26 protein-coding genes are annotated in these 26,231 nt (G+C 63.1%); 24 read left to right on the top strand and 2 right to left on the bottom strand.

The window, feature by feature from the left end; translation table 11 throughout:
- Nucleotides 1-20 precede the first annotated feature (20 nt).
- From J6U32_RS26705 to J6U32_RS26590, 24 genes are all read left to right on the top strand, one after another.
- The gene (locus tag J6U32_RS26705; protein WP_208792917.1) at nucleotides 21-1,244 is read left to right on the top strand and encodes a cytochrome P450; all 1,224 of its coding nucleotides are present in this window, start codon (nucleotides 21-23) and stop codon (nucleotides 1,242-1,244) included.
- A 28-nt stretch (nucleotides 1,245-1,272) separates the two neighbouring features.
- Nucleotides 1,273-2,265 carry a PDR/VanB family oxidoreductase gene (locus J6U32_RS26700; RefSeq protein ID WP_208792916.1) on the top strand — a complete coding sequence of 331 codons (993 nt, stop codon included), beginning with the start codon at nucleotides 1,273-1,275 and terminating at the stop codon, nucleotides 2,263-2,265.
- On the top strand, nucleotides 2,265-2,636 hold the full coding sequence (locus J6U32_RS27605; protein ID WP_338836747.1) for a DMT family transporter: 372 nt from the start codon (nucleotides 2,265-2,267) through the stop codon (nucleotides 2,634-2,636). Before J6U32_RS26700 ends, J6U32_RS27605 begins: the two co-directional genes overlap by 1 nt.
- A gap of 5 nt (nucleotides 2,637-2,641) precedes the next feature.
- Nucleotides 2,642-2,959, top strand: a complete 318-nt coding sequence (locus J6U32_RS26690; RefSeq protein ID WP_208792914.1) for a DMT family transporter — start codon at nucleotides 2,642-2,644, stop codon at nucleotides 2,957-2,959.
- A gap of 181 nt (nucleotides 2,960-3,140) precedes the next feature.
- Nucleotides 3,141-4,391: a cytochrome P450 gene (locus tag J6U32_RS26685; protein ID WP_208792913.1), complete on the top strand. Its 1,251-nt coding sequence runs from the start codon at nucleotides 3,141-3,143 to the stop codon at nucleotides 4,389-4,391.
- Between the two features lie 627 nt (nucleotides 4,392-5,018).
- The gene (locus tag J6U32_RS26680) at nucleotides 5,019-5,780 is read left to right on the top strand and encodes an ABC transporter permease (RefSeq protein WP_208792912.1); all 762 of its coding nucleotides are present in this window, start codon (nucleotides 5,019-5,021) and stop codon (nucleotides 5,778-5,780) included.
- A gap of 4 nt (nucleotides 5,781-5,784) precedes the next feature.
- A complete protein-coding gene (locus tag J6U32_RS26675) occupies nucleotides 5,785-6,645 on the top strand; it encodes an ABC transporter permease (protein ID WP_208792911.1) in 861 nt (286 codons plus the stop codon).
- A gap of 87 nt (nucleotides 6,646-6,732) precedes the next feature.
- Nucleotides 6,733-7,701, top strand: coding sequence for an MlaD family protein (locus J6U32_RS26670; protein WP_208792910.1), 969 nt, complete (start codon nucleotides 6,733-6,735; stop codon nucleotides 7,699-7,701).
- A gap of 32 nt (nucleotides 7,702-7,733) precedes the next feature.
- Nucleotides 7,734-8,726: an MlaD family protein gene (locus J6U32_RS26665; RefSeq protein WP_208792909.1), complete on the top strand. Its 993-nt coding sequence runs from the start codon at nucleotides 7,734-7,736 to the stop codon at nucleotides 8,724-8,726.
- 23 nt (nucleotides 8,727-8,749) lie between these two features.
- Entirely contained in the window at nucleotides 8,750-9,706 is a 957-nt protein-coding gene (locus J6U32_RS26660; protein WP_208792908.1) for an MlaD family protein, read from the top strand.
- Nucleotides 9,706-10,779, top strand: a complete 1,074-nt coding sequence (locus tag J6U32_RS26655) for an MlaD family protein (RefSeq protein ID WP_208792907.1) — start codon at nucleotides 9,706-9,708, stop codon at nucleotides 10,777-10,779. The genes J6U32_RS26660 and J6U32_RS26655 overlap by 1 nt, the downstream gene beginning before the upstream one ends.
- 182 nt (nucleotides 10,780-10,961) lie before the next feature.
- Nucleotides 10,962-11,798: an MlaD family protein gene (locus tag J6U32_RS26650; protein WP_244332413.1), complete on the top strand. Its 837-nt coding sequence runs from the start codon at nucleotides 10,962-10,964 to the stop codon at nucleotides 11,796-11,798.
- A gap of 29 nt (nucleotides 11,799-11,827) precedes the next feature.
- Nucleotides 11,828-12,754 (top strand): MlaD family protein, encoded by a 927-nt coding sequence (locus J6U32_RS26645; RefSeq protein WP_244333042.1) that lies wholly within the window; start codon nucleotides 11,828-11,830, stop codon nucleotides 12,752-12,754.
- A 42-nt stretch (nucleotides 12,755-12,796) separates the two neighbouring features.
- The gene (locus J6U32_RS26640) at nucleotides 12,797-13,534 is read left to right on the top strand and encodes a hypothetical protein (RefSeq protein ID WP_208792904.1); all 738 of its coding nucleotides are present in this window, start codon (nucleotides 12,797-12,799) and stop codon (nucleotides 13,532-13,534) included.
- 115 nt (nucleotides 13,535-13,649) lie between these two features.
- Nucleotides 13,650-14,183, top strand: coding sequence for a TetR/AcrR family transcriptional regulator (locus J6U32_RS26635; protein ID WP_208792903.1), 534 nt, complete (start codon nucleotides 13,650-13,652; stop codon nucleotides 14,181-14,183).
- A 293-nt stretch (nucleotides 14,184-14,476) separates the two neighbouring features.
- Nucleotides 14,477-14,986 (top strand): cytochrome c oxidase subunit 3, encoded by a 510-nt coding sequence (locus J6U32_RS26630; protein ID WP_208792902.1) that lies wholly within the window; start codon nucleotides 14,477-14,479, stop codon nucleotides 14,984-14,986.
- 5 nt (nucleotides 14,987-14,991) lie between these two features.
- Nucleotides 14,992-15,261, top strand: a complete 270-nt coding sequence (locus J6U32_RS27925; protein ID WP_208792901.1) for a cytochrome C oxidase subunit IV family protein — start codon at nucleotides 14,992-14,994, stop codon at nucleotides 15,259-15,261.
- Nucleotides 15,262-15,311: 50 nt separating this feature from the next.
- On the top strand, nucleotides 15,312-16,097 hold the full coding sequence (locus J6U32_RS26620) for a hypothetical protein (RefSeq protein WP_208792900.1): 786 nt from the start codon (nucleotides 15,312-15,314) through the stop codon (nucleotides 16,095-16,097).
- Entirely contained in the window at nucleotides 16,094-17,362 is a 1,269-nt protein-coding gene (locus J6U32_RS26615; RefSeq protein ID WP_208792899.1) for a cytochrome P450, read from the top strand. Before J6U32_RS26620 ends, J6U32_RS26615 begins: the two co-directional genes overlap by 4 nt.
- Nucleotides 17,363-17,639: 277 nt before the next feature.
- Nucleotides 17,640-18,041: an SCP2 sterol-binding domain-containing protein gene (locus J6U32_RS26610; protein ID WP_208792898.1), complete on the top strand. Its 402-nt coding sequence runs from the start codon at nucleotides 17,640-17,642 to the stop codon at nucleotides 18,039-18,041.
- 26 nt (nucleotides 18,042-18,067) lie between these two features.
- On the top strand, nucleotides 18,068-19,609 hold the full coding sequence (locus tag J6U32_RS26605) for an acyl-CoA synthetase (protein WP_208792897.1): 1,542 nt from the start codon (nucleotides 18,068-18,070) through the stop codon (nucleotides 19,607-19,609).
- Between the two features lie 82 nt (nucleotides 19,610-19,691).
- Complete coding sequence (locus J6U32_RS26600) at nucleotides 19,692-20,483, top strand: coniferyl-alcohol dehydrogenase (RefSeq protein ID WP_208792896.1); 792 nt, start codon at nucleotides 19,692-19,694, stop codon at nucleotides 20,481-20,483.
- Nucleotides 20,483-21,880 (top strand): aldehyde dehydrogenase family protein, encoded by a 1,398-nt coding sequence (locus J6U32_RS26595; RefSeq protein WP_208792895.1) that lies wholly within the window; start codon nucleotides 20,483-20,485, stop codon nucleotides 21,878-21,880. Before J6U32_RS26600 ends, J6U32_RS26595 begins: the two co-directional genes overlap by 1 nt.
- Before the next feature lie 58 nt (nucleotides 21,881-21,938).
- A complete protein-coding gene (locus J6U32_RS26590) occupies nucleotides 21,939-22,997 on the top strand; it encodes an ABC transporter ATP-binding protein (RefSeq protein ID WP_208792894.1) in 1,059 nt (352 codons plus the stop codon).
- Nucleotides 22,998-23,839: 842 nt separating this feature from the next.
- Here J6U32_RS26590 and J6U32_RS26585 read toward each other — a convergent pair.
- Nucleotides 23,840-25,003: a CoA transferase gene (locus J6U32_RS26585; protein WP_208792893.1), complete on the bottom strand. Its 1,164-nt coding sequence runs from the start codon at nucleotides 25,001-25,003 to the stop codon at nucleotides 23,840-23,842.
- A gap of 1 nt (nucleotide 25,004) precedes the next feature.
- On the bottom strand, nucleotides 25,005-26,231 hold the full coding sequence (locus J6U32_RS26580) for an acetyl-CoA C-acetyltransferase (RefSeq protein ID WP_208792892.1): 1,227 nt from the start codon (nucleotides 26,229-26,231) through the stop codon (nucleotides 25,005-25,007).

Below are 26,231 nucleotides of genomic sequence, written 5' to 3'. Positions count from 1 at the left end.
CCGAGGAAGGTAACGCAACGATGGACAAGTTCTTCGAGGCGGACACGATCAAGTGCCCGTATCCACACTATGCGCAGATGCGCGCCGAGGACTCGGTACACAAACTCGACGACGACGACGTGTTCTTGGTGACCCGCCACGCCGACTGTCGTGACGTGCTCGCCCAGCCGTCGGTCTTCTCGTCCAAGGCGGGGCCGGGACTGCGGCAGAAGGAGCTGATGACCGCGCCGGTGGCCACCGAGGGGCAGGGGCACCGCATCGTCCGGACGCTGCTCACCAACGATCCGCCCTCGCATACCCGATTTCGTGCGCTGGTGGCCAAGGCCTTCGCTCCCCGGCGGGTCAAAGCCATCGAGCCGCAGATGCACGCACTCGTCGACGATCTCATCGACAACTTCGCCGCCGACGGCAACATCGAGTTCATCGAGGCCTTCGCGCGGCCTCTGCCGTTGACCGTGATCGCGGACTTCCTGGGCGTGTCCCATGACGATCTCGACCTCTTCCGGCGTTGGTCCGACGACGCCGCCGAGGTGCTCGGCGGGCAGTTGACCCCGGAGCGATCCGCCGAATGTCAGGCCTCGCTCAACGAGTTGCTCGACTATCTGCAAGTCCACGTGGAGGATCGCCGTGCGCACCCTCGCGACGACTTTCTCACCACGCTGGTGGAGGCGTCGATAGACGGTGAGCGCGGGCTGTCCACCGAGGAAATCCTCGCCATCGGGTACGTCACGCTGGTGGCGGGCAACGAGACCACGGTCAATCTGCTCGGGTCGCTGATGTCGCTGCTGGTGCAACATCCGGATCAGTTCGAGAAGCTGCGCGCGGACCGGAGTCTGATTCCCGGGGCCATCGAGGAAGCGCTGCGTATGGAGGCGCCCGTGCAGGGGAGCGTTCGCAGGGCGCTCGAGGACACCGAAGTCGGCGGCTGCCCGGTACCCAAGGGCTCGCGGCTGCTGGTGTTGGCCGGAGCCGCCAACCGCGACGCCGAAACATTCGCCGACGCAGAACGATTCGATATCGAGCGGGCCGATGCCAAGGAGCACCTGACCTTCGGTAAGGGGATCCACTTCTGCCTCGGCGCCAACCTGTCACGGGTGGAGGCGCGGATAGCGCTGGAGCACTTGATCGATCGGATCGACGAGATCACCGCAGTGCCCGGGTATGAACCACACTATGCCGAGAACGCGGTCATCCGATCGCTCGTCTCGCTGCCGATCCGCGTCAGCGCCCCACGTCCGCGGTGATCACGCCACCAGTGCCGAGGAGAACCGAATGACCGCTGTCGAACACGATGATGCACAACAGCGCTCGGACTCGACCGCGGGCGCAGACACCCTCGAAGTGCGGGTGGTGCGCCGGGAGCTAGTCGCCGACGACGTCGTCGGCCTGACGTTGTCGGCGGGCGGCGCATGGTTGCCCGAATGGGAACCGGGCGCCCACATCGACGTGGTCGTCGCCGACGGCACGACCCGCCAGTTCTCCCTGTGTTCCGATCCGGCTCGGCGCGACGTCTACGAGATCGCGGTGTTGCGCGACCCGAACGGCAGGGGTGGCAGTCGGTATCTGCACGAGGCGGTGCTGACGGGATCAGCTGTCCAGATCAAGAAGCCGCGCAACCACTTTCGATTCGACGAGGCCGGTCGATACCTCTTCGTCGCCGGTGGTATCGGTATCACCCCGATGCTGCCGATGATCGCTGCGGCGCAGCGACGCGGTGTGCCGTGGCGGTTGGTGTATCTCGGCCGCTCGAGATCGACGATGGCCTTCGCCGACCGGCTGGCCGACCTCGGGGATGCGGTGACACTCTGGCCGAAGGACGATCTCGGTACCGCCTCGATCCAGGAGCTGCTCGGTGTGCCCGGGCCGGACACCCTCGTCTATGCCTGCGGACCGCAACGCTTGCTCGCCGCCCTGGAGTCGGCTGCCGCGCAATGGGATGGAGCCGGCTTACGGCTAGAACGCTTCGAGGCCGGCGAACTCACCGCTCCGGTACGCGCCGACGACTTCGAGGTGTATCTCAGTGCGAGCGATATGACGGTCACCGTCGGTCCGGAGACGTCGATTCTGCAGGCACTCGCCGAGCACGGTGTCGACGTCGACTCGTCCTGCGGGGACGGCACGTGCGGTACGTGTGAGGTGTCGGTTCTCGACGGCGAGCCCGATCATCGGGACGTCGTGCTGACAGATGAGGAACGAGCATGCAACGACTGCATGATGGTGTGCGTTTCGCGCGCCGCGAGCGCTCGTCTCGTCCTCGACCTGTAGTGCTCCGCGCACACACCGCGCGGGCGCTCCACGCGACGCCGGCAGCGGTGCTCCTGGTGGCGGCGATCCTCACCGAGGTGTCGGCATCGATGTCGCTGCCGATCGCCGCGCACCATCCGGCGCTGTACGGCGTTGTCGCGGTGGGCTTTGCCGGTTCATTTGCGTTCCTGACGCTGGCCCTGCGGCGCGGGATGCTGCTGGGGGTTGCCTACGGCGTCTGGGGCGCATCCGGTGTCGCGGCCACCGCGATGGCCTCGGCGCTGATCTACGGTGAACGACTCACCGCACCGAAGCTGTGGGGGTTGGCACTGGTGGTCGTGGGTGTGCTGGCGATCGAACTCGGCGCGCGTCGCGGCGACGAAGCCCGGTGAGCCCGATGGCCTGGGCACTGCTGCTGGGCGCCATCGTGACCGAGGTGGCTGCCACCATGTCGCTCCCACGCCTGTCGTCGGGGTCGGGCAGGTGGCGATGGCTGATCGCCGTGGTCCTCGGCTACGGACTTGCCTTTGCCCTGTTCGCCGGCGCCCTGCGCTGCGGCTTCGAACTGGGGGTCGCCTATGCGCTCTGGACCGCCCTGGGTGTGGTCGCCACCACGCTGCTGAGCTGGCGATTCCTCCGTGAGCCGCTGACGCCGGTGATGTGGTTCGGGATCGTGTGCCTGGTGGCGGGTGTGAGCGTGATCGAGATGGGTTGAGGCCGAATCGACTTGATGCCCGGGCCCGGGTTCGCCGTGGATTTCGGACAGGGGGATGACATGAAATGTAATCTAGGTTATGTTTGAGACCTGGCTCACTTCTGCGAGGTGATTTCGGTGTGGCCCACTGGGCGCTGCGGTGTCGTCCTCTCGCAGTTCCATCACATGAGAGGTCCACGACATGCACGTAGCCGACATCCGAACCTACGATCCACTCAGCATTTCCGAGCTGTCCTTCTGGTCGACGACCGCCGAGGAGCGGGAGAAGGTCTTCGGTGTGCTCCGGGCGGAGCGTCCGCTGTCGTGGCATGCGCCGATGCAGGGCGGACTCCTCGTTCCCGAGGTCGACGGGGTGTGGGCGGCCACCTCGCACGAGTTGATCCGGGCGGTGAGTCTCGATCCGGCGACCTACAGCTCCGCGCAGGGCGTGACGATGGAGGACATGCCCGAAGATCTCGTGGAGGCAGCCAGTTCTTTTCTGGGAATGGATGATCCCAAGCACAAGCGCATCCGTCGTCTGGTGTCGTCGGCATTCACCCCCAAACGAGTGGCCTTGATCCACGACCAGATCCGGGCCCAGGCCAGCGCCATCGTCGATGGTCTCATCGAGGCCGGCGGTGGCAACTTCGTCGAGCTCGTCTCCAAGCGTCTGCCGATGTGGACGGTGTACGAGATGCTCGGTCTCGAGGAGTCGTTGCGGAAAGACGCGGCTGCGGCAGCCGAGGAGATGGTGGCGTGGAACGACGAAGACGTCGCCAACGGGCGGCAGCCGATGGAGTTACTCAACGGTGCCCTCGTCACGCTGCTGTCGATGGGTATGGAATTTGCTGCCCGCCGGCGCCTCGAACCGCGCGACGATCTGATGACCGCACTGGTGAACGCCGAGATCGACGGGACCGGGCTGACCGATGACGAGATTGCGGCCTTCTTCGTGCTGTTGTCAGTGGCCGGCAACGACACCACCCGTAACACCACGACGCTGTCGATCAAGGCGTTGTCGGACTACCCGGCCCAACGTGAACTGCTGCTCTCCGATTTCGATGCCCACATCGGCACCGCGGTCGAGGAGTTCATCCGCTTCGCCTCCCCGGTGATGACATTCCGGCGTACCGTCACGCGTGACACGGTGTTGGCCGGACACGAACTGCGCGAGGGTGACTGGGTTGTTCTCGTGTACTCGTCGGGCAATAGGGACGAATCGGTCTTCGTCAATCCACACGAACTCGATATCACTCGCGACCCGAACCCGCACCAGGGATTTGGCGGCGGTGGTGCCCACTACTGCCTCGGCAACTTCGTGGCCAAGATGCAGATTCGCGAGATCATCGACCAGCTGTTGCACCGGGCCCCCGGATTGACCGTCGGTGAGCCAGAGTTCCTCCAAGGGTGTCTGGTGCGTTCGGTCAAGTCAATGCCCTGCTCGATCAACTGAGTAGGTCAAATCCGCGGATGCGGTAGTCCATGGGCGACGCGCAGTAAACGCGGTTATCTTCTCCGCTCGTGTCCCGGGAGTCTCAAGGTTCTGGGGGGGGGTCTTCGGCTCCGCTCGCGAACTCAAGGCAGGTCGCGTGTCGTGCGGGCTCCGTGGTGCCTGTCGAGTCGTTGAACTGCACCGGAGGGCTTTACCGAGCTGGTTCGATCGCGCGGGCACCTACTGGGTCGCCGCCTGCGGCTTCTGTTCTGCCGCAAGGTGTTGACGCAGGAATTATTATAATGTAACTTAAATTATGTGTGTGACGCGCATAACTCCAACCGCATGCTGAGTCACACATCGCACGGCAGGCGTGTCCACGTTTCCACCGACGTGAGACGGAGCAGTCGCTGATCATGAGATCCGGCACTGGTGCCAGGTCCGACGATTCACAGAGCCTCGTACAGGCATCGGCGAGTCGTCGCACACGGCGCCATTGCCTGGTGGGTGGCCTACGACGCCAAGAGGAGAAGTGTGAGCATAGTAAGTCAAACTCTGCCTGAGTCGTCCGGACGGGCGGTTCTCGAACGTGTCGGACGCGCCGGCGCTCGCTCTGCCGAATACGTCAGAGTCGTTCCCAAGCAGTCGATGGCGACCTTCGGCCGAGCTGTCGAGCTTGCCGGGAATGTGGCTCGCTACTCGGTGACCTCGACATTAGCGTTGCGGGTTCCAGTGCTTGAGGTGCTGAACCAAGCGTGGTTTCTCCTCAGCGTCACGGCCTTCCCCGCCGTCCTGATCGCCCTGCCGTTCGGAACCGAGATCTCGGTTCAGGTCGGCGCGATCGTGAACCAGGTGGGTGCGCGTTCCTTGGCTGGTGCCGCAAGCGGCATTGCGGTGATCCAGCAGGGGGCACCGATCGCGGCGGGCCTGCTCCTCGGCGGCGCGGCCGCGTCGGCGATCGCGGCAGACCTGGGCGCACGCTCGATCCGTGAGGAGATCGACGCCATGCGGGTGATGGGCGTTGATCCGGTCCAGCGGCTCGTGCTGCCCCGGTTCTTGGCAATCTTGATCGTCTCTCCGATCCTGTGTCTGGTCATCGTCGCCTCTGCGGTTCTTGCCGGCTACACCCTGGCGGTCTTGGTCAACGGCGTTGTGCCGGGAAGCTTCTGGCAATCCTTCGGTGCGTTCGCGTCCACCACAGATCTGTACTTCGCCATCGGCAAGTCAGTCGTGTTCGGCATGCTCGTGGTGACGATCGCGAGTCTTCGCGGACTCGAGGCCAAGGGCGGTCCGCGCGGCGTCGCCGACGCGGTCAACGCATCGGTGGTCTTGAGCTTCGTGTCGATCTTCATCGTGAACCTGATGGCCACTCAGCTGCAATCGATGTTCTTTCCTAGCAAGGTGGGCTGACGACATGGCCGTAGCAAGTACCTACCGGACACTGCCGCAGCGCGCGCTGAGTTACCCGCTGCGCCAGATCATGAGCGTGAACGAAGGCACCGGCCGATGGGTGGTCTTCACGCTGCAGACGATCATGTATCTGCCCATCACTGTCAAGCACTACCGCAGCCAGATGATGAAGACGATGAACACCATGGCCTGGGGCCGCGGCTCGATCATCGTCGATGGCGGGGTCATCTCTCTTCTGATGGTTCTCGGTGTGGCAGTTGGTATCTCGGTTGCCATCGAGGCATACAACAGCCTCAACCTGATCGGCTTCGGCTCGTTGACCGGCGTCGTAGGCGCCTTCTTCAACATCCGCGAGATCGGCCCGATCATGACCGGCATCGGTTTCGCCGCCCAAATCGGCTGTCGAATGACGGCAGAGATCGGATCGATGCGCATTTCCGAGGAGATCGACGCCACCGAGGCGCTCGGCATCCGGTCCATTCCGTTCGTTGTCGGCACCCGACTCATCGGTGGAATGCTCTGCGTCATACCAGGTTATCTCTTGTCATTGGTGATCGGATTCCTCACCTGTAGCCTGTTTGTGACCATGGTCAAGGGTGCGCCCGCAGGGACATACCACCACTACTTCAGCCAATTCCTCGATCCCGTCGAGGTGGGGTACTCGCTGGTGAAGGCTGTCACCTTCTGTGCCGCCATCACGATCATCCATTGCTACTACGGTTTCTTCGCCAGCGGCGGCCCCGAAGGCGTCGGTCGTGCATCGGGCCGGGCGATCCGGGCGAGCCTGGTGATCACCATCGTCCTCAACCTCGCGATGACAGTTCTCTTATGGGGTCTGCATCCCGATCTGATCTTCAAGGGGTAAGTGATGTACTCGGGATTTCTCGTAGGCTCCGAGGCGGGTCAGACGAGGCTTTTACGGATCGCAGGTCTCGCGGCAACGGCGATAGTGGTGGTGATCGTGATCGTGATGGTGTTCGTCAAGCCGATGCTCTCCTCTGCCGATCCGAGCCGATTGGTCGTCATGGTCGACACACCCGGTGTGGGTGTCGGCGTTTCACCGGGATCGCCGGTGGTGCTCAACGGTGTTCGGATCGGAACGGTGACCAACACCAGCCTGGCAGCCGGCGGTGCGTCCATGACCTTGGACATGGACCAGCACAGCGTGGACGGGCTGCGGGCCGATTTCGGCTTCGATTTCCGGCCTGCGAACTACTTCGGGGTGAGCGCGGTCACCATCACCAATGCGGGCGATGGTGCTGCACCGCTGGTGCATTCGGGGGACCGGCTGCAACGTCCACTCGGACGCGACTACACGATGGGAACGATGATCGACTACGGGTCGGAGTTCGTGAACGGTTCATTACTCGCGTCGACGACCGAGGCCATCAAGCGGTCGCTTGCGTACTCGGCGGCTCTGGAACCTCTGATCAACACGGGCGTGACCGTCGCCGACGTCGTCTCGCGCACCCAGACCGCGGTGCCGTCGGAGTTGATCTCCGACTACAACGACATTGCCACCGCACTGCCGCCGTTCACCCTTGGTGCGATCGACGCCGTTCACACGATTTATAACAGCGACATGCGCTTCGCGGGTGACGAGATCATCCGACGGTGCGCTGAGTCGTACAAGGCCATTGCGGATACCTTCTTCACCCTGGTAGGACGGCTCCTCAAGTCGAATGAGGCCAACCTCACCCCGGCGGTGGACTTGATACGGCAGGCCGGTGAGGTGTTGCCGGCGATCGGTGCGGGCGTGCTGACACCCGCTACGCTGAGAACCCTACTGGAGCGGATGAACGGAGCCTTCGGCCCCGCGGACGGCGGCGGACGAACGCTACGAGTCAAGTTGGCGCTCAACAGTATTCCTATTCTCGACACTGCTGCGATGTCACCGCTCTTGGCCGGGACGGGGCGATGATGACGACAATTCGGAAGTACATACCCAGCCGTATGGTGGTACCGATCTTGCGGCTCGTCGGGGCAGGTCTCGTCGCGGTCCTGCTGTTCGTTCTCATCCAGAACGCCATCACCAACCCGACCAGTTCGCGCACCTCCGCCTACTCTGCGGATTTCAGCGACGCCTCGGGCTTGCGCCCCAACAGTGACGTGCGTATCCGCGGAGTTCGGGTGGGCAAGGTGTCGGAGGTGTCCCTCGAGCAGTCCGGGGATGCGACGATGGCCAGGGTCTCGTTCAGTCTCGATGACAACCATTATCTGACCTCGGCGAGCAAGCTCGCGATCAAGTACGCCAACCTCTCCGGGGTTCGATTCGTCGATATCACCGACGCGGATGGCTCCGGTGGGCGCACCAGTCACGTGGGCGTGGCGCAGACCGTTCCGTCTTTCGACATCACCACCCTGTTCAACGGGATGCAGCCCGCACTGGAGACGCTCGCACCCTCGGAGGTCAACGAGTTCACGCAGAATGCGCTGACCTTGCTGCAGGGCAACGGCGAGGGGCTCGAACCGCTGATGGCCAGCATCGACAAGTTGAGTCGCTATGCGAGCAACAGGGAGCAGATGATCTCGACGCTCGTGGACAACCTGGCAGGGGTCGCGCAGACTCTCGGCGGTCACGCACCCGACGTCGTCCAGTTTCTCCGCGACGTCGAGAGGCCGATCGACAAGGCGATGACGGTGCTCGACGAGTTCCGTAAGGGCGCCGCCTACGGGCCGGGGCTGATGGGATCGATCAATCAGATCTTGATCGGATTGGGCATTAGCGACGACCTCGACGTCGACAAGACCATAGCCCAGGCTTTTCCGAGTGTGCAGGGCCTCTGGACCGCTCTGGACATGCTCCCAACCGTGGCCGCCGGTTTGTCGGTGCAAGCCGACGCCGGGCAGGTGAGCTCGTCGAGGTGCAGCCGAGGTGTCGCGGAGCTGCCTGCCACGGTTCGCGTCCTACTCAACGGAAGCAGTGTGGTCGTATGCAACGGGTGAAGTCTGCTCGACGCTCGCCGATCGTGAGCGAGACGGGCAAGGGGGTCATCGCGTGTGCGGTGGTGGCGCTGTTGATCGCGATCACCGCGTACTTCTACCTGTCGCCGCCGAATGAGCGCACGGTGTCCTTCACGACGAAGGACGCCATCTCCCTGCGCGGAGGAGAGGACGTCCGGGTCGCCGGGGTGTCCGTCGGGACGGTGAAGAGCCTGACCTACGCCGACGACCACATCACGGTGGCGATGTCGGTGAAATCCTCGGTGCACATCGGGGACCTCACCCGAGTCGACGTGCGACTGCTCACCGCAGTGGGCGGATACTTCGTCACTCTGACCCCGTTGGGCCGTGATCAGTCCGGCAATGAGATCGAGATCCCTCGCGACCGGGTGCAGGTGCCGTACACGATTGCCGACACCATCCAGGCGCTTCCCAGGGTGACCGACAACGTCAGCGGTGTGCCGATCGATCGGATTCTCGCTCAGATGGGCGACGGTCTGGGTTCACACCCGGATGCGGTCCGCAGCATCGTCGCCGGCATGCAGTCGTTGGCAACGGTGATCGATCAGCAGAAGCAGCAGGTGACTTCGACGCTGGATCTGGTGCGTGAATACTCAGCCACCTTCGACCAGAGTCGAGCGTTCCTTTTCGCCCTCGTCAACAAGGTCAATGTCGTCCTCTCCCAGTACTACATCTATCGTGCGCAGTTCTCCGAGGCGTTCGTACAGATGGGCGGCGTGCTCAAAAAGCTGGGCAATTTCGCCCAGTTCTACGTCGATCATTCCGATCAGTTGTATGCGCTGGTGAACAAGGTACGCGAAGGCGCGAAGCAGCTCCGGGACGGAACGGATTCGTTGATCGCAGGCCTCGTGCCCCTGCAACAACGACTGAATCAGTTCACCGCGACGCTGGGGGCCGGCTCGGAGTCCAGTACCTCGCCGGCGCCTACCATCTGCTTGCCGATCAAGGGAAAGGACTGCTGATGCGGCCACGGATGGTCCACGTCGCCGTGATCACGGTGATTGTCGTGGCGATTGCCCTGGGAGTGACTGTATTGGTAAGAGCGGACTCCAAAGCTGCTGACAACAAAGGGTTCTGCGCCCTCCTGCCCGACACGATCGGACTGTACAAGGGCAACGAGGTGACCCGGATGGGGTTCAAGATCGGCACAATCACCGATATCGTCCCGCAACCCGGTTCGGCAAAGGTGGTCTTCTCGCTCGAGTCCGACAGGCACATTCCGGGCAACGTTGTAGCCGTCTCGCGATCGAAGTCCATTCTTGCAGATCGCTCGTTGGAACTGACCAATCCCACTGCGCCCCAAGGGCAGTTGCGGCCCGGTGACTGTGTGTCCACCGGTTACACCCCGAAGAGCATCTCTCAGGTCGCCGGTTCGGCCGCTGATCTACTCGACCAGCTGGCCCCCAACGGCGACACCCGTACGATCTCTCAGGCTCTGAACGCGTTGTCGCAGAGCGTGGACGGCATCGGCCCGGACGCGGCTGAGTTGGTTCGAACTGCTTCGGCGGCCTCGGCGAGTCCGGATCGGATAGTCAGCGACATCGGCACGATCATCACCACGATGGCACCGCTGACCACGGCGGCGATGAATCAGTTCGGCGACATAGCGTCGATTGCCAACAAACTTCCCGACGCCAACCAGACACTCGCAATGAAGCTCTGGCCGGGTGGCTCCAAGATGGTCGAAGGGCTTGTTCCACTGATCAAGCTGGTCGCCGAGTTGCAGACCCGCTACGGCGATCTGCTCTGGCCGACGGCAGACGTGATTGCCGAGGGTCTGCACATCGTGGCCGCGAACCTGCCACAGGTTCAGCGCGGGTTCCAGATGATGCCGCAGATCGCCAGCGCAGCTCGGGTTTTGTCGAGCCAGAGTGGACCGGTGGTTCGGGTCGGTGCGCCGTTTGTCACGGTCCCGGTCGCAGATCCCACCGCCGTGTGCGCGGTGATCAACCAGGCGTCGGCCGGCACGTGCCGGAAGCAGGGTTCCGGCGTGGCCGTTCGCGCCGATGCGCTGCTGGCAGTAGGAGGCCACTGATGAGAACCAGACGTCTTCGGAGCATGACCGCAAAGGCCGTCGTGACCACGATGGTCGTCCTCGGGGCTGCCGGATGCTCATTGAATCCCGGGGTCCTTGCGACCAACGTGCAATCGACTGGATCAGAAGAAGGACTGACGATTCAGTTTGACACGGTGTTGAACCTTACCGACGGTGCTGACGTGAATCTGAACGGCATCAAGGTCGGGCACGTGAAGTCGGTGTCCCTGGGACCCCGCACTGCTGACGCGGTGGTGGCCTTCGACAACCCGGTCGCCATTCCCAAGAGTGCTCGCGCGGCGATCCGACAGGCCACCGTCCTGGGTGACTCGTTCGTCGAGATCACCACCGCCTCAGCAGCTTCTAATTCAACACAGTCGGGCACCGCCGGTCAGGGAAACGCGACCGTGATCCCGGTGGAACAGACGACTTCGCCGCCGCCGCTGGAGAACACGCTCGCGGTGTTGGCCAACTTCGTCAACGGTGGCAGCATACAGAGTGCGCAGGATGTTCTGCGGATGGTCAACCGTGCCCTCCCGAGTGACGATCAAACGCAGCGGGTTGCGTCGATCGTCCACATCGACTCGCGGGATCTGGCCGCCCACACCTCGTCGGTGGACGAGACGCTGCGCGCGCTGACCTCGGTGAGCTCTGCGATCAACTCCCGGGCGTCGCAGATCAACGAAATTCTCTCACCGGTGGGCGTGCACTACTGGAACGAGCTGTTCGCCGCACTGGAGCAATTGGGCATCGTGATCCCCAGTGTCGGTAGTGTGTTCGCAGGAGGATACTGGTTGGTCCCGATGCTGACCACCGTCAAGGACACGGTGTGGACGGCGCGCGGAGACCTGGAGGCGGTCGGGCAGAACGAAGGCCTCATCCGGCAGTTCCTCACCGAGAATCTCCTACCCTTTGTCCGTCGGCCGGACATCACCATCGTCTCTGCATCGACACCGGACGGTCGGAACGTGGTCGATTCCGCAGAGAAGATCTTCCGAATGTTGGGAGCGATTCGATGAGAGTGCGTAACCTGATCTCTGTGGGCGCCATGATGATGATCATCGTCGCATCGGTCGCCTATCTGATCTCGGTCGGACTACCGGTCACCGACCGTATCGGTGTTCGCCAGGCGAGTATGCAACTGGCCAATAGCAATGGTCTCGTGGTTGGTTCGAGGGTGCTCTATCGTGGGGTGGCGATCGGAAAGGTGACGTCGGTGGCGGCGACGCTGAAGGGGGTGACCGTCGACTGGAACTATCAAGACGGATACACCATCCCGGCTGATTCGCAGTTCCGTGTCGACAGTCTCTCTGCACTGGGGGAGACTTACATCGGTATCAGCCCGCCCGAAGCAGGTGGGCCCGGACTTCCGGACAACGCCGTGCTCACCAGTCAGAATGTGTTGACACCAACGACTTTCGATCAGCTGTCGCGCAAGGTGGTCGAGGTGCTCCAGCAGATGCACTCGGACAAGATCAACACTGTGGTCCGGGCCACCAATGAGTCGCTGATCAGCGATCAAACAGTGCTTCAAAATCTCAATCGCGCGGGAAGTCTGTTGCAGACAACGATTCTCAGTACTCGGGTGCCCTTCACTGAGTTGCTCACCCAGTTCCAGTCGTTGCTGATTCGGGGTTCGGACCTGAGCGGGTCGATCGCAGCGGCAGGTGACCCCATTCGGGCGCACGGTGCGGCGCTGCAGAACTTCTTGAATTGGTGCGTCGTCTTTATCAAGAAGGACAATCTGCCCACCGCGCTCACCTCGGGTGCGGGTCCGTTCCTGGAGAATGCACAGCGCTTCCTGGACAAGGCGGCACCCGATCTCCGGGTCATCGCCACCGCAGCCACGCCGTTCGTCACACCTGCTCTCGCGCAGGCGAAGACCGTGGATCTGAGCCAGTTGTTTTCCACCGCGATGGCGGTGGCCGGTGACGGGACAGGGCTGAATGTCGCCCTGGGCGCACCGCCCCGCTGATTGAGGATTGAAGACGACATGTCACAAGGGAGTGAGGAAATCATGGATACTACGACTGAGTCTGCCGCTGGTGCAGAGGATATCGCCGACTGCGCCACCGCCGCAACAGAAGTCGGGCCGGAGGGCTGCACCGACGAGACCACGCAGATGTCGACTGAGTCTCCGGACGGCGCGAGCGTGCAGTCGACGCCGACCTTGCAGTCGACGCCGGCTGTCGAGGCCGGCGCGCAAAAAAGGCGCCGTCGGTTCGGAGCGCTGACCGATCGGCTGACGGCCAAGCTGGTCGTCTGGATACTCGCCGCTGCCGTCGTTGGCCTGGCCGTGGCACTGGGAATCGTCAGCACGTCGCTGTCCGACCGCAACGAGCAGATCGCTGCGCAGCAGGCGCAGACCGCCGACAATGCCAAGGCCGAGCAGGTCGCCCTGAGCTATGCCAAGACGGCGGCCACGATGGACTACAAGTCACTTGACGAGTGGCGGCGGAATCTGGTCGCGGGTACCTCGCCGGAGCTCACCTCGAAGCTCTCGGACGCGGCGACGTCTATGGAGCAGGTCATCGTACCGCTGCAGTGGACGTCGACGGCGGAACCGATTGCCGCACAAGTCACTTCGCAGAACGGGAGCGTCTATGTCGTGCGGGCATTCGTGGCGGTCTCGACCAAGAACGCCCAGGCGCCTGAAGGTGTGCAGTCGACCGCTACGTATACTGTGACGCTGGACAAGTCGAAGAACTGGCTGATTACCGACGTGGGTGGAGTTGTTCCCGCCGGTCCACGCTGACCTGTCGACGCCGACCGTCCGGCGCTGCCACTGGTTTGCGACGGTCGGCCACCCGACGGAGCAGAGTGAGGACGAGCGCACGGCAACGGCCCCTGAGTGCGGTGAGGATGTGTGAATGGCTTCGGTCAATCGCCAAGACTACTTCGATTGCGGGTTCCAGATTCTCGCTACGCAGGGCTACGGGGGTTTACGACTGACCAGTTTATGCAAACAGCTCAGGGTCACCACGGGCTCGTTCTACAACTGGTTCAGGAACTGGGACGATTTCGTCGATCAATTTCTGGAGTATTGGATCGCCGAGCGTACGGAGAACGTCGCCGTGACGGCTAGCGCGCTGCGCGACCCGGTGGAACGCCTGGTAGTCCTACAGCAGTTCGCGACTGAGACGCCGCATGCGGCCGAAGTCGCCATGCGGGCCTGGAGTTCCATTGATCAGCGGGTCCGGCGAGTCCAGGAGCATGTAGATCAGGCTCGTCTGGAACTGATCGAGAGCGCGCTGCGTGATCTCGGCGTCCCCTCGCCGCTGGCTGGGCGACTCGCCGCCTACGGTCTGAGTCTGGTGATCGGGCATCAGCACCTCCATCCCGATCAGATGACGTGGTCGCTCACCCACTTCATCACGTTGGCTCAGCTGCATGCCGAGTCGTGATGGCTCTCAGATCAGCAATAGTGCCTGTATACCACCACCGATGACGATCAAGCTGGGTTCAGAGAATGGTGAAAGGCTGGCGTGAGAAGTGGCCTTGGTCTTTGGCTTTATTTAACATAGAATAAAACTATGTATGAGAACTCTCGCGCCGGCTTCCTGGCGCGCCACGCAGTTCGCGGATGGTGTGCGTAGAAATGGATTGCGAAAACAGAACACGCATCGTGAACAGTTCATCGACAGCTAGCCGATCGGTCCCCGGGGAAGTAGGGATCTGGGTGCTTGTGCTCGCCGAGGTGTCGATATTCACTGTCGTCTTCGGTGCGTTTGTCGTCGAGTGGTCTCGCAACCCGTCCTTCGCGACCTCGGCCGCGCAGGCGCATGTGACACTTGGCATTCTCAATACCGTTGTCTTGCTGACGAGTTCGCTGACCGCCGCCGAGGTGGTGGCGCGCGTCGGCGACCGCCACGGCGCGCGCAATCCGATTCGCCCGTTGCTCGCGACCGCCGCGCTGGGTGTGGTGTTCATCCTCGTCAAGATCTACGAGTACACGAGCCTGGTCCGCGAAGGTCTGACGCCGCTCACCGACAGCTTCGGGATGTACTACTACGTCCTCACCGGTCTTCATCTGACGCACGTGCTACTCGGACTGGGGGCATTGGCGATAGCGCACCGCGCGCTCGTGCGTGCTGACGGTCACCGGGATAGGACGCTGATCACCACGCGGTCGGCGATGATCTATTGGCACATGGTGGATGTGTTGTGGCTGTTCCTGTTTCCGCTCGTCTATCTGGCTGCGAGGTGACCCCGATGACGTTGTTTGTCAGTGGTAGGCGATCGGTGACGGTGTGGGCTCTGCTCGTCCTCGCCACGTTGGCGACGTGGCTGATCAGCCGGGACGTGATGGCTGTGCACGTGATGGTGACCCTAATCATGGGGGTGGCGATGGTAAAGGCGTTCGTCGTGATGTGGGAATACATGGAGGTTCGATCCGCGCCGCGATCGTTGCAGGTGGCGGTGTGCACGTGGTTGGTGGTGACCTTCGTGGTCATCGTGGGCATGGAGTGGATATTGATATGACGCGCACTGGATTGACGGATACGGAATCGACGCCGTGCGAGGACGAGACTATGCGGCCCGACGAGGCCGCCGACGAGTCACGACGATCGTTGAACAACCATCTTCTGCTTACCTGGGCGGGCCCGCTGAGCATCATCATCACCCTGATCGGGTGGGCCGGGTTCGCGCGCTTCCTGCCGCCTCCGTCACCGGAACTCGATCCCGCACAGGTGGTTTCGCTGTGGAGCGATCACACCGACCTCATCGTGGTCGGGATGATCTTCTGCATGTGGGGCGGCACCTTCTACGCGATCTTCGCGGTGTCGGTGTTTTCGATGCTCAGGAGGATCGAGCCGGGTCGTCCGCTGCTGTCGTATGCGCAGTTGGTGATGGGCATGTTCACGATCGCGTTCTTATGCTGGAACTTCATGTGGCTCGGTGCGGTCGGCTATATTGCCCCGAGTTCGCCGCAGATGCTCAAAGGCCTCGCCGACATTGGCTTCCTGATGACCTTCGCACCCATTCCGCCGTTCTCCATGCAGTGTGCTTTCGTGGCGCTGGTCGTCCTGCGCGACTGGTCGGACAATCCGCTACTGCCGCGATGGGTCGGCTACCTGAATCTGTGGGTCGCGATCTTCTTCCTGCCGGCCCAGTGCGCATTGCTGGTCACCAGCGGCCCGCTGGCCTATGACGGACTGCTGACATTCTGGGTTCCGGTTGCGGTGTTCACCGCGTGGTTTTTCGTCATGTGCGCAACGATGCGCAAAGGATTCCGTGCCTCCTTTGCCGAACACGACTCTCTCGATGAAACACAACCGAATTCACCTAGCAGCCCAATTGAGGAGAAGGTGCGATGACTACCTCGCCGCAATCTCGGCCCTACGATCCGCTGAACATCTCGAGCCTCGAGTTCTGGTCGTCGTCCCCGCGCGAGCGCGATGTACTGCTCTCGGAACTTCGACGAGAACGCCCTGTCAGCTGGCAGCCGCCGGCGGAAGGCGGAATGGCTGCCCCGGAGAATGACGGCTATTGGGCCGTGACGTCGCATGAGTTCATCAAGTACGTCAGCCGAACACCGGAGCTCTTCTGTTCCGGGGAGGGCATCCAGATGGAGGAGATCCCGTCCGACATCTTGGAGGCGGTGTCTGGGTTCCTGGCGATGGACGGCCAACGTCACAAGTCGCTCCGCAAGCTGGTGAGCAACGCATTCACTCCCAAGCAGGTCAAGCGACTCGAAGCGGGTATTCGTGACCGCGCCGCGACCATCGTCGAGAGGTTGCTCGAGATCGGCGAGGGGGACTTCGTCCAGAATGTCTCCAAACTGATGCCGATGAACACCTTCTACGACGTGGCCGGCCTACCGGCGCAGTACCGGGAAGAGGCGGCCAAGAACGCCGACGAGATGGCGGCTTGGAACGACCCGGACATCGCCGAGGGACGCCAGCCCGGCGAGGTGCTGATGGATGGTGCGATCGGGAACCTGGCCATCGGCCTGGAGTTCGCCGAGATGACCCGGGCGCAACCCCGCGACGACGTATGGACCAACCTGGTCTCGGCCGAGGTCGACGGCCGCCACCTCACCGACGAGGAACTGGCGACGATGTTCGTCCTGCTCTCCTTCGCGGGCAACGACACGACCAGAACGTCAATCAGTCTGGGCACCAAGGCATTTCTGGATCATCCCGACCAGATCGCCTATCTGCTTGAGGACTTCGACGGGCGTATCAACCACGCTATCGAGGAGGTCTTGCGGTGGGTGACACCCATCATGACCTTCCGGCGTACCGCGACCGAGGACACGGTGCTCGGTGGTCAGCAGATCCGCAAGGGCGACTGGGTGGTGATGTTCTACGCGTCGGGAAATCGCGACGAGACGGTCTTCGAGGATCCGTGGAAGTTCGACGTCTCGCGCACGCCGAGGGGGCATGTGGCGTTCGGGGGTGGGGGCCCCCACTTCTGCATCGGGAGTTTTCTGGCGCAGGCAATGCTGCGGCACATGTTCGACCAGATACTGCATCGGATTCCCGATCTGTCCCTGGGGGAGCCGGAGCTGCTGGTGGGCAACTTCGCTGGCGCGGTCAAGAAGATGTCGGCGTCGACGGGATGCCCGGTCATGCATTGATCGACACCGGCGCGCATTGGGCCGAGATCCGTTGGGCGCAGGGCAATCAGGTGACCAATGTAGTGCGCACGCGGACCCGTAGCGTCAGACCCTCCAGCTGATTTCCTAAGCAATATTCGAAAATGCTCGACACAGCCGACAGGCTCGGCTAAGCTGCGAGCTAGGTCACACACATAAGAGACATTATGTTCTGCGGAGCAGTCAGCCCGCCCTTGTATGTGGCATCACCGACTCGTATGTGGCAACACGGCGAAGTACCGAATGAGAGGTAGCCGACATGGCTTTCAAGGATGCAGACGAAGTTCGCAAGTACCTGGGCGGGGTCTTCGAAACGGCTTTCGCCGATCCCGAGCTCGGCCCCAAGCTCCGCGACACCGGAATCCAGCTGAAGACCGTCTACACCGAACCCGACACCGCACTGGTGATCGACACCGTATCCGGCACCGTGCGCGTGGCCGCCGAAGGCGAGGAGACCTCCGCAGAGATGGTGATGTCGGCAGACACCGGAAACGCCTACTGGCAGGGCAAGGTCAACCTGCCGCTGGCCATGGCCAAGAGTCGCATCAAGGTCAACGGGAACGTGGCAAGCCTGCTGAAGCTGGCCCCGTTGGGCAAGAAGCTCTACCCGGCCTACATCGAGGCTCTCAAGGCCGACGGCCGCGACGACCTCCTGGTGTGACGCGCCGACGATAAGGAGACCGACAGATGTATCCAGGAACTCATGCGCTGACCACTCCGGACAAGCCCGCGATCATCGTTGCCGAAACGGGTGAGCTGCGCACCTACAGTCAGCTCGACGGGCATTCCGCCGATCTCGCCGCGGGCCTGCACGACCTCGGACTCCGGCGCGGTGACGTCATTGCGATGCTCAGCGACAACGCTATCGAGTGCTTCGAGATCTACTGGGCCGCAATGCGAAGTGGGCTGTACGTGGTGGCGATCAATCGGCATCTGTCGCCCGCCGAAGTCGCCTACATCGTCGACGACAGCGACGCCCGAGTGCTGTTCGCCTCCGCCGGTGTCGGTGAGCTCGCCGCCGCCGTCGCACCGCTCGTCGATGGCATCGAGCGTCGGTTCGCCTTCGGTGGCGATGTCGAGGGATACCAGTCCTACGACGAGTTCATGGCGGCTGCAGGTCCGCGGCTGACCGAGCAGCCGCGTGGATCGGACATGCTGTACTCGTCCGGAACAACCGGTCGTCCCAAGGGGATTCGCCCGCCGCTGCTTCCGATCTCGATCGACCAGCCGGGTGATCCGATCGTCGGGTTGATGTCGCAGGCGTTCGGTATCGGCGCCGACGACGTCTACCTGTCGCCGGCGCCCATCTACCATGCCGCACCGCTGAAGTGGTCGGGCGCCGTGCACTCGCTCGGCGGCACGGTGGTGATGATGCAGAAGTTCGATCCGCAGGCGTGTCTGACGGCGATCGAGAAGTACTCGATCACCGTCGCTCAGCTGGTCCCGACCATGTTCGTCCGGTTGCTGCAACTCGACGAGGCGACCCGGCTGCGCTACGACACATCGTCGTTGAGGCTGGCCGTGCACGCAGCCGCGCCCTGCCCGCCAGAGGTCAAGCACGCGATGATCGACTGGTGGGGACCGATCATTCTCGAGTACTACGGGGCCACCGAGGGGCACGGCATCTACTTCGTGTCCACCCAGGAGTGGCTGGACAAGCCGGGGACGGTCGGCAAGCGCGGACTCGGCGTCGCACACATCTGTGACGACGAGGGTCGTGAACTCGGTGTCGGCGAGGTCGGCACCGTCTACTTCGAGCGTGAATCGCGACCGTTCGAGTATCACAAGGATCCCGAGAAGACGCGGGCCGCAGAGCATCCGGAGCATCCGAACTGGACGAGCGTCGGCGACCTCGGCTACCTCGACGAGGACGGGTACTTGTTCCTGACCGACCGTAAGGCGTTCATGATCATTTCGGGTGGCGTCAACATCTACCCGCAGGAGATCGAGAACGTTCTCACCCTGCACCCGGTTATCTTCGATGTCGCCGTGATCGGAGTGCCGCACCCGGAGATGGGTGAGGAGGTCAAAGCGGTGGTGCAGCTCAAGGAGGGGACGCAGGCGTCTCCCGAGCTCGAACAGGAGTTGATCGACTACGTCCGGGAGCGAATCGCGCACTACAAGGCGCCGCGCTCCGTCGACTTCGTCGACGAGCTTCCGCGTACCGCTACCGGAAAGCTGGTCAAGCGTCTGCTGACCGACAAGTACGCCACAGCTTCTGCTGTGTGACACCACCGGAAACCTGAGAACACGAGATCGCTGACCCAGGTCTGCGAGACATCCCCACGACAACTTGTATCGAGGAGAATCAATGTCTGAATTCAATGGAAAGCGCGTCGTCGTCACAGGCGCCGCATCGGGTATCGGGCACGCGGTGGCGGCTGAGCTCGTCAAGGCCGGCGCCGAGGTGACCAGCCTCGACCGCAACGCTCCGACCGCGGCCGTCGCCCGCCACATTCCGGTGGACCTCAGCGACATCAGCAGTATCGAGGCAGCGCTGGAGCAGCTCGGTGATGGCTACGACGCGCTGCTCAACATCGCCGGAGTGCCGGGGACCGCACCCGCGGCGACAGTGTTCGCGGTGAACACCCTCGCCACGCGAGTGTTGGCGGAAGAATTCCTCACTCGGCTCAACCCGGGTGGTGCGGTGGTGGTTGTCTCCTCCACCGCGGGCTTCGGTTGGCCCAATCGGCTCGAGCAGATTCGCGACTTCCTGGCCACCGACACCTTCGCCGAGGGCGCGGCATGGTTCGAGGCCAATCCACAAGAGGGCAATGCCTACAACTTCTCCAAGGAGTGCACCACGGTCTTCGTGCACGCGATGGGCTTGGTGTTTGCGGACGCAGGGTTGCGCATCAATGCCGTGCTGCCGGGCCCGGTCGAAACGCCGATTCTGCAGGACTTCCGTGAGTCGATGGGCGAGGAGACCATCGACGGCGTCGCAGCTCTGCTCGGCCGTCACGCCACCGCAGAGGACATCGCCGGCGTGGTGACCTTCCTCGCAAGCGACGCCAGTTCGTGGATGAACGGTTCCTCGGTCACCGTCGACGGCGGAATCACCGGCGCGGTGCTCTCCGGCAGCGTGCCGGCACCGGAGATCTGATGGTCGCCCCCGACGTCGCCGTGGCAGTCGTGCAGACCGATCCCGACTCCGTACTGGCCGATCTCCGTGCGGTGTACCGCTCCGGACGCACTCGCGGTATCGAATGGCGGCGCAAGCAACTCGATGGGATCGAGCGACTGGTTGTCGAGCAGGAGGCGGCGATTGCCGAGGCGATCGGTGCCGACCTCGGACGCAACCCGCACGATGCCTGGTTCGGCGAGATCGTCGGCACCAAAGGCGAAGTGGCGGAGGCGAGGAAGAACCTGCGCCGGTGGATGAAGCCCCGGCGTGAACGGCTGCCGCTGCTGCAACTCCCGGGCTCGGCGAAGGTGCACTACGAGCCACTCGGGGCGGTGTTGATCATCGGTCCCTGGAACTATCCGGTCTTCCTGACGCTGTCGCCTCTGGTGGCTGCCGTCGCGGCAGGCAACACGGTGGTGATCAAGCCTTCGGAGCTTGCTCCGGCAACCTCGGCTCTGTTGGCTCGACTTGTACCGCGCTACCTCGATCCTGAGGCGATCGTGGTGGTCGAGGGCGACGGTGCGACCACTCAGCAATTGCTCGCCGCGGGCTTCGACCATGCGCTGTTCACCGGTGGGACCGAGATCGGCCGCAAAATCATGGCGGGTGCCGCGCAGACGCTGACGCCGGTCACCCTGGAACTCGGTGGCAAGAGTCCGGTGATCGTCGATGCCGATGCCGATATCGAGGTCACCGCGCGTCGTATCGCCTGGGTCAAGCTGATGAACTCGGGGCAGACATGCATCGCCCCCGACTACGTGCTCGTCGACAACCGGGTGAAGTCGAAGCTGATTACGGCTCTGACGCAGTGTCTCTCGGACTTCGTCGTAGGTGAGGTAGTCGGCCGTCCCATCGTCAACGAACGGCAGTTCGATCGCTTGTCGTCTTACCTTGATTCCACGTCCGGCCGGGTGGTCGTGGGTGGCGGGGTCAACCGCGCGGCATTGACCATCGAGCCGACCATCGTCGAGGATCCCGATGCGGCCGATCCGATCATGCAGGAAGAGATCTTCGGTCCGCTGCTTCCGGTCATCGGTGTCGGGAGCGTCAAGGAAGCCGCCGACTTCGTCACCGCCCGCCCGAAACCCCTTGCGGTGTACCTGTTCTCCTCGTCGCGACGTCAAGCCAAGTTCATCGTGGACGAGGTGCCCGCCGGCGGAGTCGTGATCAATCACGTGGCGATGCACTGCCTCGTACCGAACCTACCGTTTGGAGGGGTCGGGGCCAGCGGTATGGGTGCCTACCACGGACGTTGGGGATTTGAAACCTTCAGTCACCGGAAGTCGGTGCTCAGCAAGACATTCAAGCCTGATCTCCGGTTGGTCTACCCGCCGCACTCAGATCGAGCGAAGACGGTTCTACGCAAGATTTTCTGACTGTCGAGCAAACGATCATCGATCTGTCCATGAGTCCGATGAAGACGAGGAGCCCACTGTGGGTGTTGAGGTGAGTGTGGCGAATCTGACGAAGTCGTTTGGTTCGCAGAATATTTGGCGTGATGTGTCGTTGACCTTGCCCGAGGGTGAGGTGTCGGCGTTGTTGGGTCCGTCGGGTACCGGTAAGTCGGTGTTCTTGAAGACGTTGATCGGGTTGCTGCATCCGGAGCAGGGGTCGGTGATCATCGATGGCACCGACATCACCCAGTGTTCGGCGAAGGAACTCTATGAGATCCGCAAGTTGTTCGGTGTGTTGTTTCAGGACGGTGCGTTGTTCGGGTCGATGAGTTTGTATGACAACATCGCGTTCCCGCTTCGTGAGCACACGAAGAAGAAGGAGAACGAGGTCCGCGACATCGTGATGGAGAAGATCGACCTGGTCGGTCTGGCCGGTGCCGAGGACAAGCTGCCGGGTGAGATCTCTGGTGGTATGCGTAAGCGTGCCGGGTTGGCGCGGGCGTTGGTGTTGGATCCGCAGATCATCTTGTGTGATGAGCCGGATTCGGGTTTGGATCCGGTGCGTACCGCCTATATTTCGCAGCTGTTGATCGATATCAATGCGCAGATCGATGCGACGATTCTGATCGTGACGCACAACATCAACATCGCTCGGACGATTCCGGACAACATCGGGATGTTGTTCCGCAAGGAGTTGGTGATGTTCGGTCCGCGGGAGCAGTTGCTGACTTCGGAGCAGCCGGTGGTCAAGCAGTTCCTCTCCGGTGATCGGTTCGGTCCGATCGGTATGTCGGAGGAGAAGGACGAGGCGGTCCAGAAGCAGGAAGAGGCGATGCAGGCCGCGGGTATCGGTGGTGGCGGCACCAAGGACGACTTCTCGCAGATCATCCCGCAGGTGCAGCCCAATCCGGGGATGCCCGAACGCAAGGCTGTTGCCCGTCACCGCGAACGCGTCCTGGAACTGCTGCCGTCGCTGCCGGACAACGCCCAGCGCGCGATCCGTGAATCGATGGCGCAGGAGGACGAGATCCGCGCTCAGGCGCAGGCCCACGGCGCCGATGTCGCGGACACGGCACCGATCCCCATCGGCGGCCGATAGTCGGGGTGCGTCACGAGGGGTGCGTACCGGGCACGTGATGCTGGCCGGCCTCGGTGCAACCACCAGCGGCCACCGAGTGCCGGATCGGCTCACGGCGCCGATACACTGTTCCGTATCGGGTTTCGAGTCACCGGCAGGTTTGCAACAGCTCTGACGCAGCGCGTAGCCGGGTGGAGCATACGATCAGGCGGGCTCTCGGGATTGGTTGTCCATGCTGGGATCCCGTTAGCTGGTTAATGACTTGGACGACCCATGGCGCCGACTGAACCATCTCGGGCGTGCGCTTGGGAATGATTCCTTGCCAGCCGATGGGTCCGATGCCCTTGAACACGTGCGGGCGGAAAATCATTCGGATGGCAACAAGCTTTGTGCCCCATCCGATCACTGCTGCGATCACGGGCATCGAGGCGTAGACGATCCAGTTCTCTTGTACATCGTGGACGATCTCCGGCCATGTCTGCACGGCTACGACCCCCTCTGTGTCTCCCGGCGATGGCCTTGCGCCGGATATTCAGCAGGTGCTGTCGATCACAGAAGCGGTTGTGTCCCCGCTCTCCCCCGAGCACCCAGATCGACGTGATGAGAATCACATACCATAATCCATTCGAGATTAAAAAACAACCATCGTCAGTCTGCCTCGCAACACTTGGCGGCGAGCGTCGGCCAGCAACGGGTAGGAGCGAAACGACGGCGCGCACTGCTCCTGAGGTGCTGTTGGCTGCCGGAAACCTCTCGGCGATCTGGAGCGAGTACTGATCGGGCCAGAGAGTGAGTTGTCGGAAGAGTGGATCGTTTGGCGGGGTGGGCCGGCTTGGTGGTGATACCGCCAGGCCGGCCCGGCTTCACTTGGTGTCCAGGGAGCCACCAGGAGTATCCGCCCCCAAACGCGCTGCCGGCCCGGTGAAATAGTGTTCGCCGTCGAACGACGCCGGATGTCCGGCAGCGAGGTAGGTCCCGATGCCGGTCTGGGTGAGTTCGGCGAACAGCGGGTTGTCGGTGAGTGCTCCCGATCCGACCACCTCGTCGAAGCTGCGGTAGCGCTGCGCGAGCACCGACGACTCGTCGAGAGCGGTGGCCGCCTCATCGGTGGAGTGTTCGGCGAACCATTTGCCGAACAACGCATTCAGCACGCTGCGATGGATGTAGCGGTCGGCTTCGCGGGAGAAGTCCGCGTCGAGCGTCTGCTCGAGCGAGGCGATGACGGACTCGGTTCCGGTGATACGAGCGAGATCCCGGAAATGTCGCGGTGTCAGTGCGACGAGCATGAAGCGGTCGCCGTCGGCGGTGACGATGTCGGTACCATAGGTGCCGTACACGTCGTTGCCGGTCGCCGGGCGTGAGTGTGCGTTGACCTGCGGTTCGGTCAGATAGCCCAGGGTGCTGGCGATCGACAGTGCGGTGTCCTCCAACGGCAGGCGGATCGACGCTCCCTGGCCGGTCTGCTCGCGCCGGCGCACCGCGGAGGTGACGGCCAGCGCCGCATACAGGCCGCAGACCACATCCCAGGCGGGTAGCACGTGATTGACGGGGCCGTCGTGGTCGACGGGGCCGGTGATCTGAGGGAATCCCAGCCCAGCGTTGACGGTGTAGTCGACGGCGGGGGAGCCGTCGGAACCGCCGAGCAGTTCCAACACGATGACGTCGGGGCGGAACCCGGCAAGGGTGTTGTGGCTCATCCACTCCCGGCCACCGGAGTTGGTGACGAGAATGCCGCCGCCGGGACCGGACTCGGTGACGAGGCGTTGGACCATCCGCTGACCCTCGGGAGACCGCAGGTCGGCGGTGACAGACTTCTTGCCCTTGTTGAGACCCGTCCAATAGATCGAGGTGGTGCCGTCGTCGGTGAGTGGCCAACGATTCACGTCGGCGGCGCCGCCGATCGGATCGACCCGGATGACCTCTGCGCCCAGTTGTGAGAGGGTCAGCCCACATAGTGGGGAGGCGACGAAGCTCGACACCTCGACAATTCGAACCCCGGCCAGCGGGCGGGATTCTTCAGTCGGCATGTCAGACCGCCTCGACGGTCGCGGTGAGGCCCTGACCGCCGCCGATGCACATGGTGACCAGTCCGGTGCCGCCACCTCGGCGGTGGAGTTCGTGGAGCAGGGTGGTGGTCATCCGAGCACCGGTGGCGCCGATCGGGTGGCCCAGCGATATCCCGGAACCGTTGACGTTCAACCGATCCTGATCGTCCCACTTCCAACCGTCGAGCACACTGAGTACCTGTACGGCGAATGCCTCGTTGAGCTCGACGAGGTCGCACGTCTCGAGTAGTGCCGCGGCGGAGTCGAATCCGCCACGGGTGGCCAGCTTTTCGACCGCCGGCACCGGCCCGATGCCCATCCTCGACGGATCGCATCCCGCAGCAGCCCATCCGGTGAGGTAGCCGATCGGTTCGAGTCCGAGCTCATCGAGCTGGTCCTCGGCGACGATCAGGCAGGCGGCTGCGGCGTCGTTCTGCTGACTGGCGTTGCCGGCGGTCACGGTGCCGCCAGGCGTGACGGTGCGCAGCCGGGCCAACGATTCGGGAGTCGAGTCGGGCCGGATGCCCTCGTCGCGGGCGAAGACGATCGGGTCCTTTTTACGTTGCGGCACTGTGATTTCGACGATCTCGTCGTCGAAACACCCAGCTTCCCAGGCGGCGGCGGCACGCTGATGGCTGCGGGCGGCGTAGGCGTCCGCAGCCTCACGGGTGATGTGGTGATCGGCGGCGAGGTTCTCGGCGGTCTCGATCATCCCGGAGATTTCCCCGAAGCGCCACACCGGTTGGGAGCGTTCGCGTCCGCGGTCCAGGCGGTCATACATGGTGACATTGCCCGACCGGGCGCCCCAGCGATTCGTGGTCGAATAGTACTCGATCCGGCTCATCGACTCGACCCCGCCGGCCAGCACGGCGTCGGCGGCGCCGGTCTGCACCATCATCGCGGCGGTGACCAGAGCCTGCAGTCCACCGCCGCACCGGCGATCGAGTTGCATGCCGCCCACCGAGATGGGTAAGTCGGCGTGCAGTGCGATCCAACGTCCGACGCACGGGACCTCGGAATTGGCGTAGGACTGGGCGAAGACGACGTCATCGATGCGTTCGGGATCGATGCCCGAACGGGCGACGACGGCCTTGGCGACCGCGGCGCCGAGATCCTCGACGGGAACATCACGCAACGCGCCACCGAACGTGCCGACGGCGGTGCGCGAGGGTGCCACGATCGCCGCGCGGCGTAACCGGTTGCTGTTCAT

It is taken from the genome of Gordonia polyisoprenivorans, from assembly GCF_017654315.1.
GTDB classification, from domain to species: domain Bacteria; phylum Actinomycetota; class Actinomycetes; order Mycobacteriales; family Mycobacteriaceae; genus Gordonia; species Gordonia polyisoprenivorans_A.
This window is presented reverse-complemented; position numbering and strand designations above follow the sequence as displayed.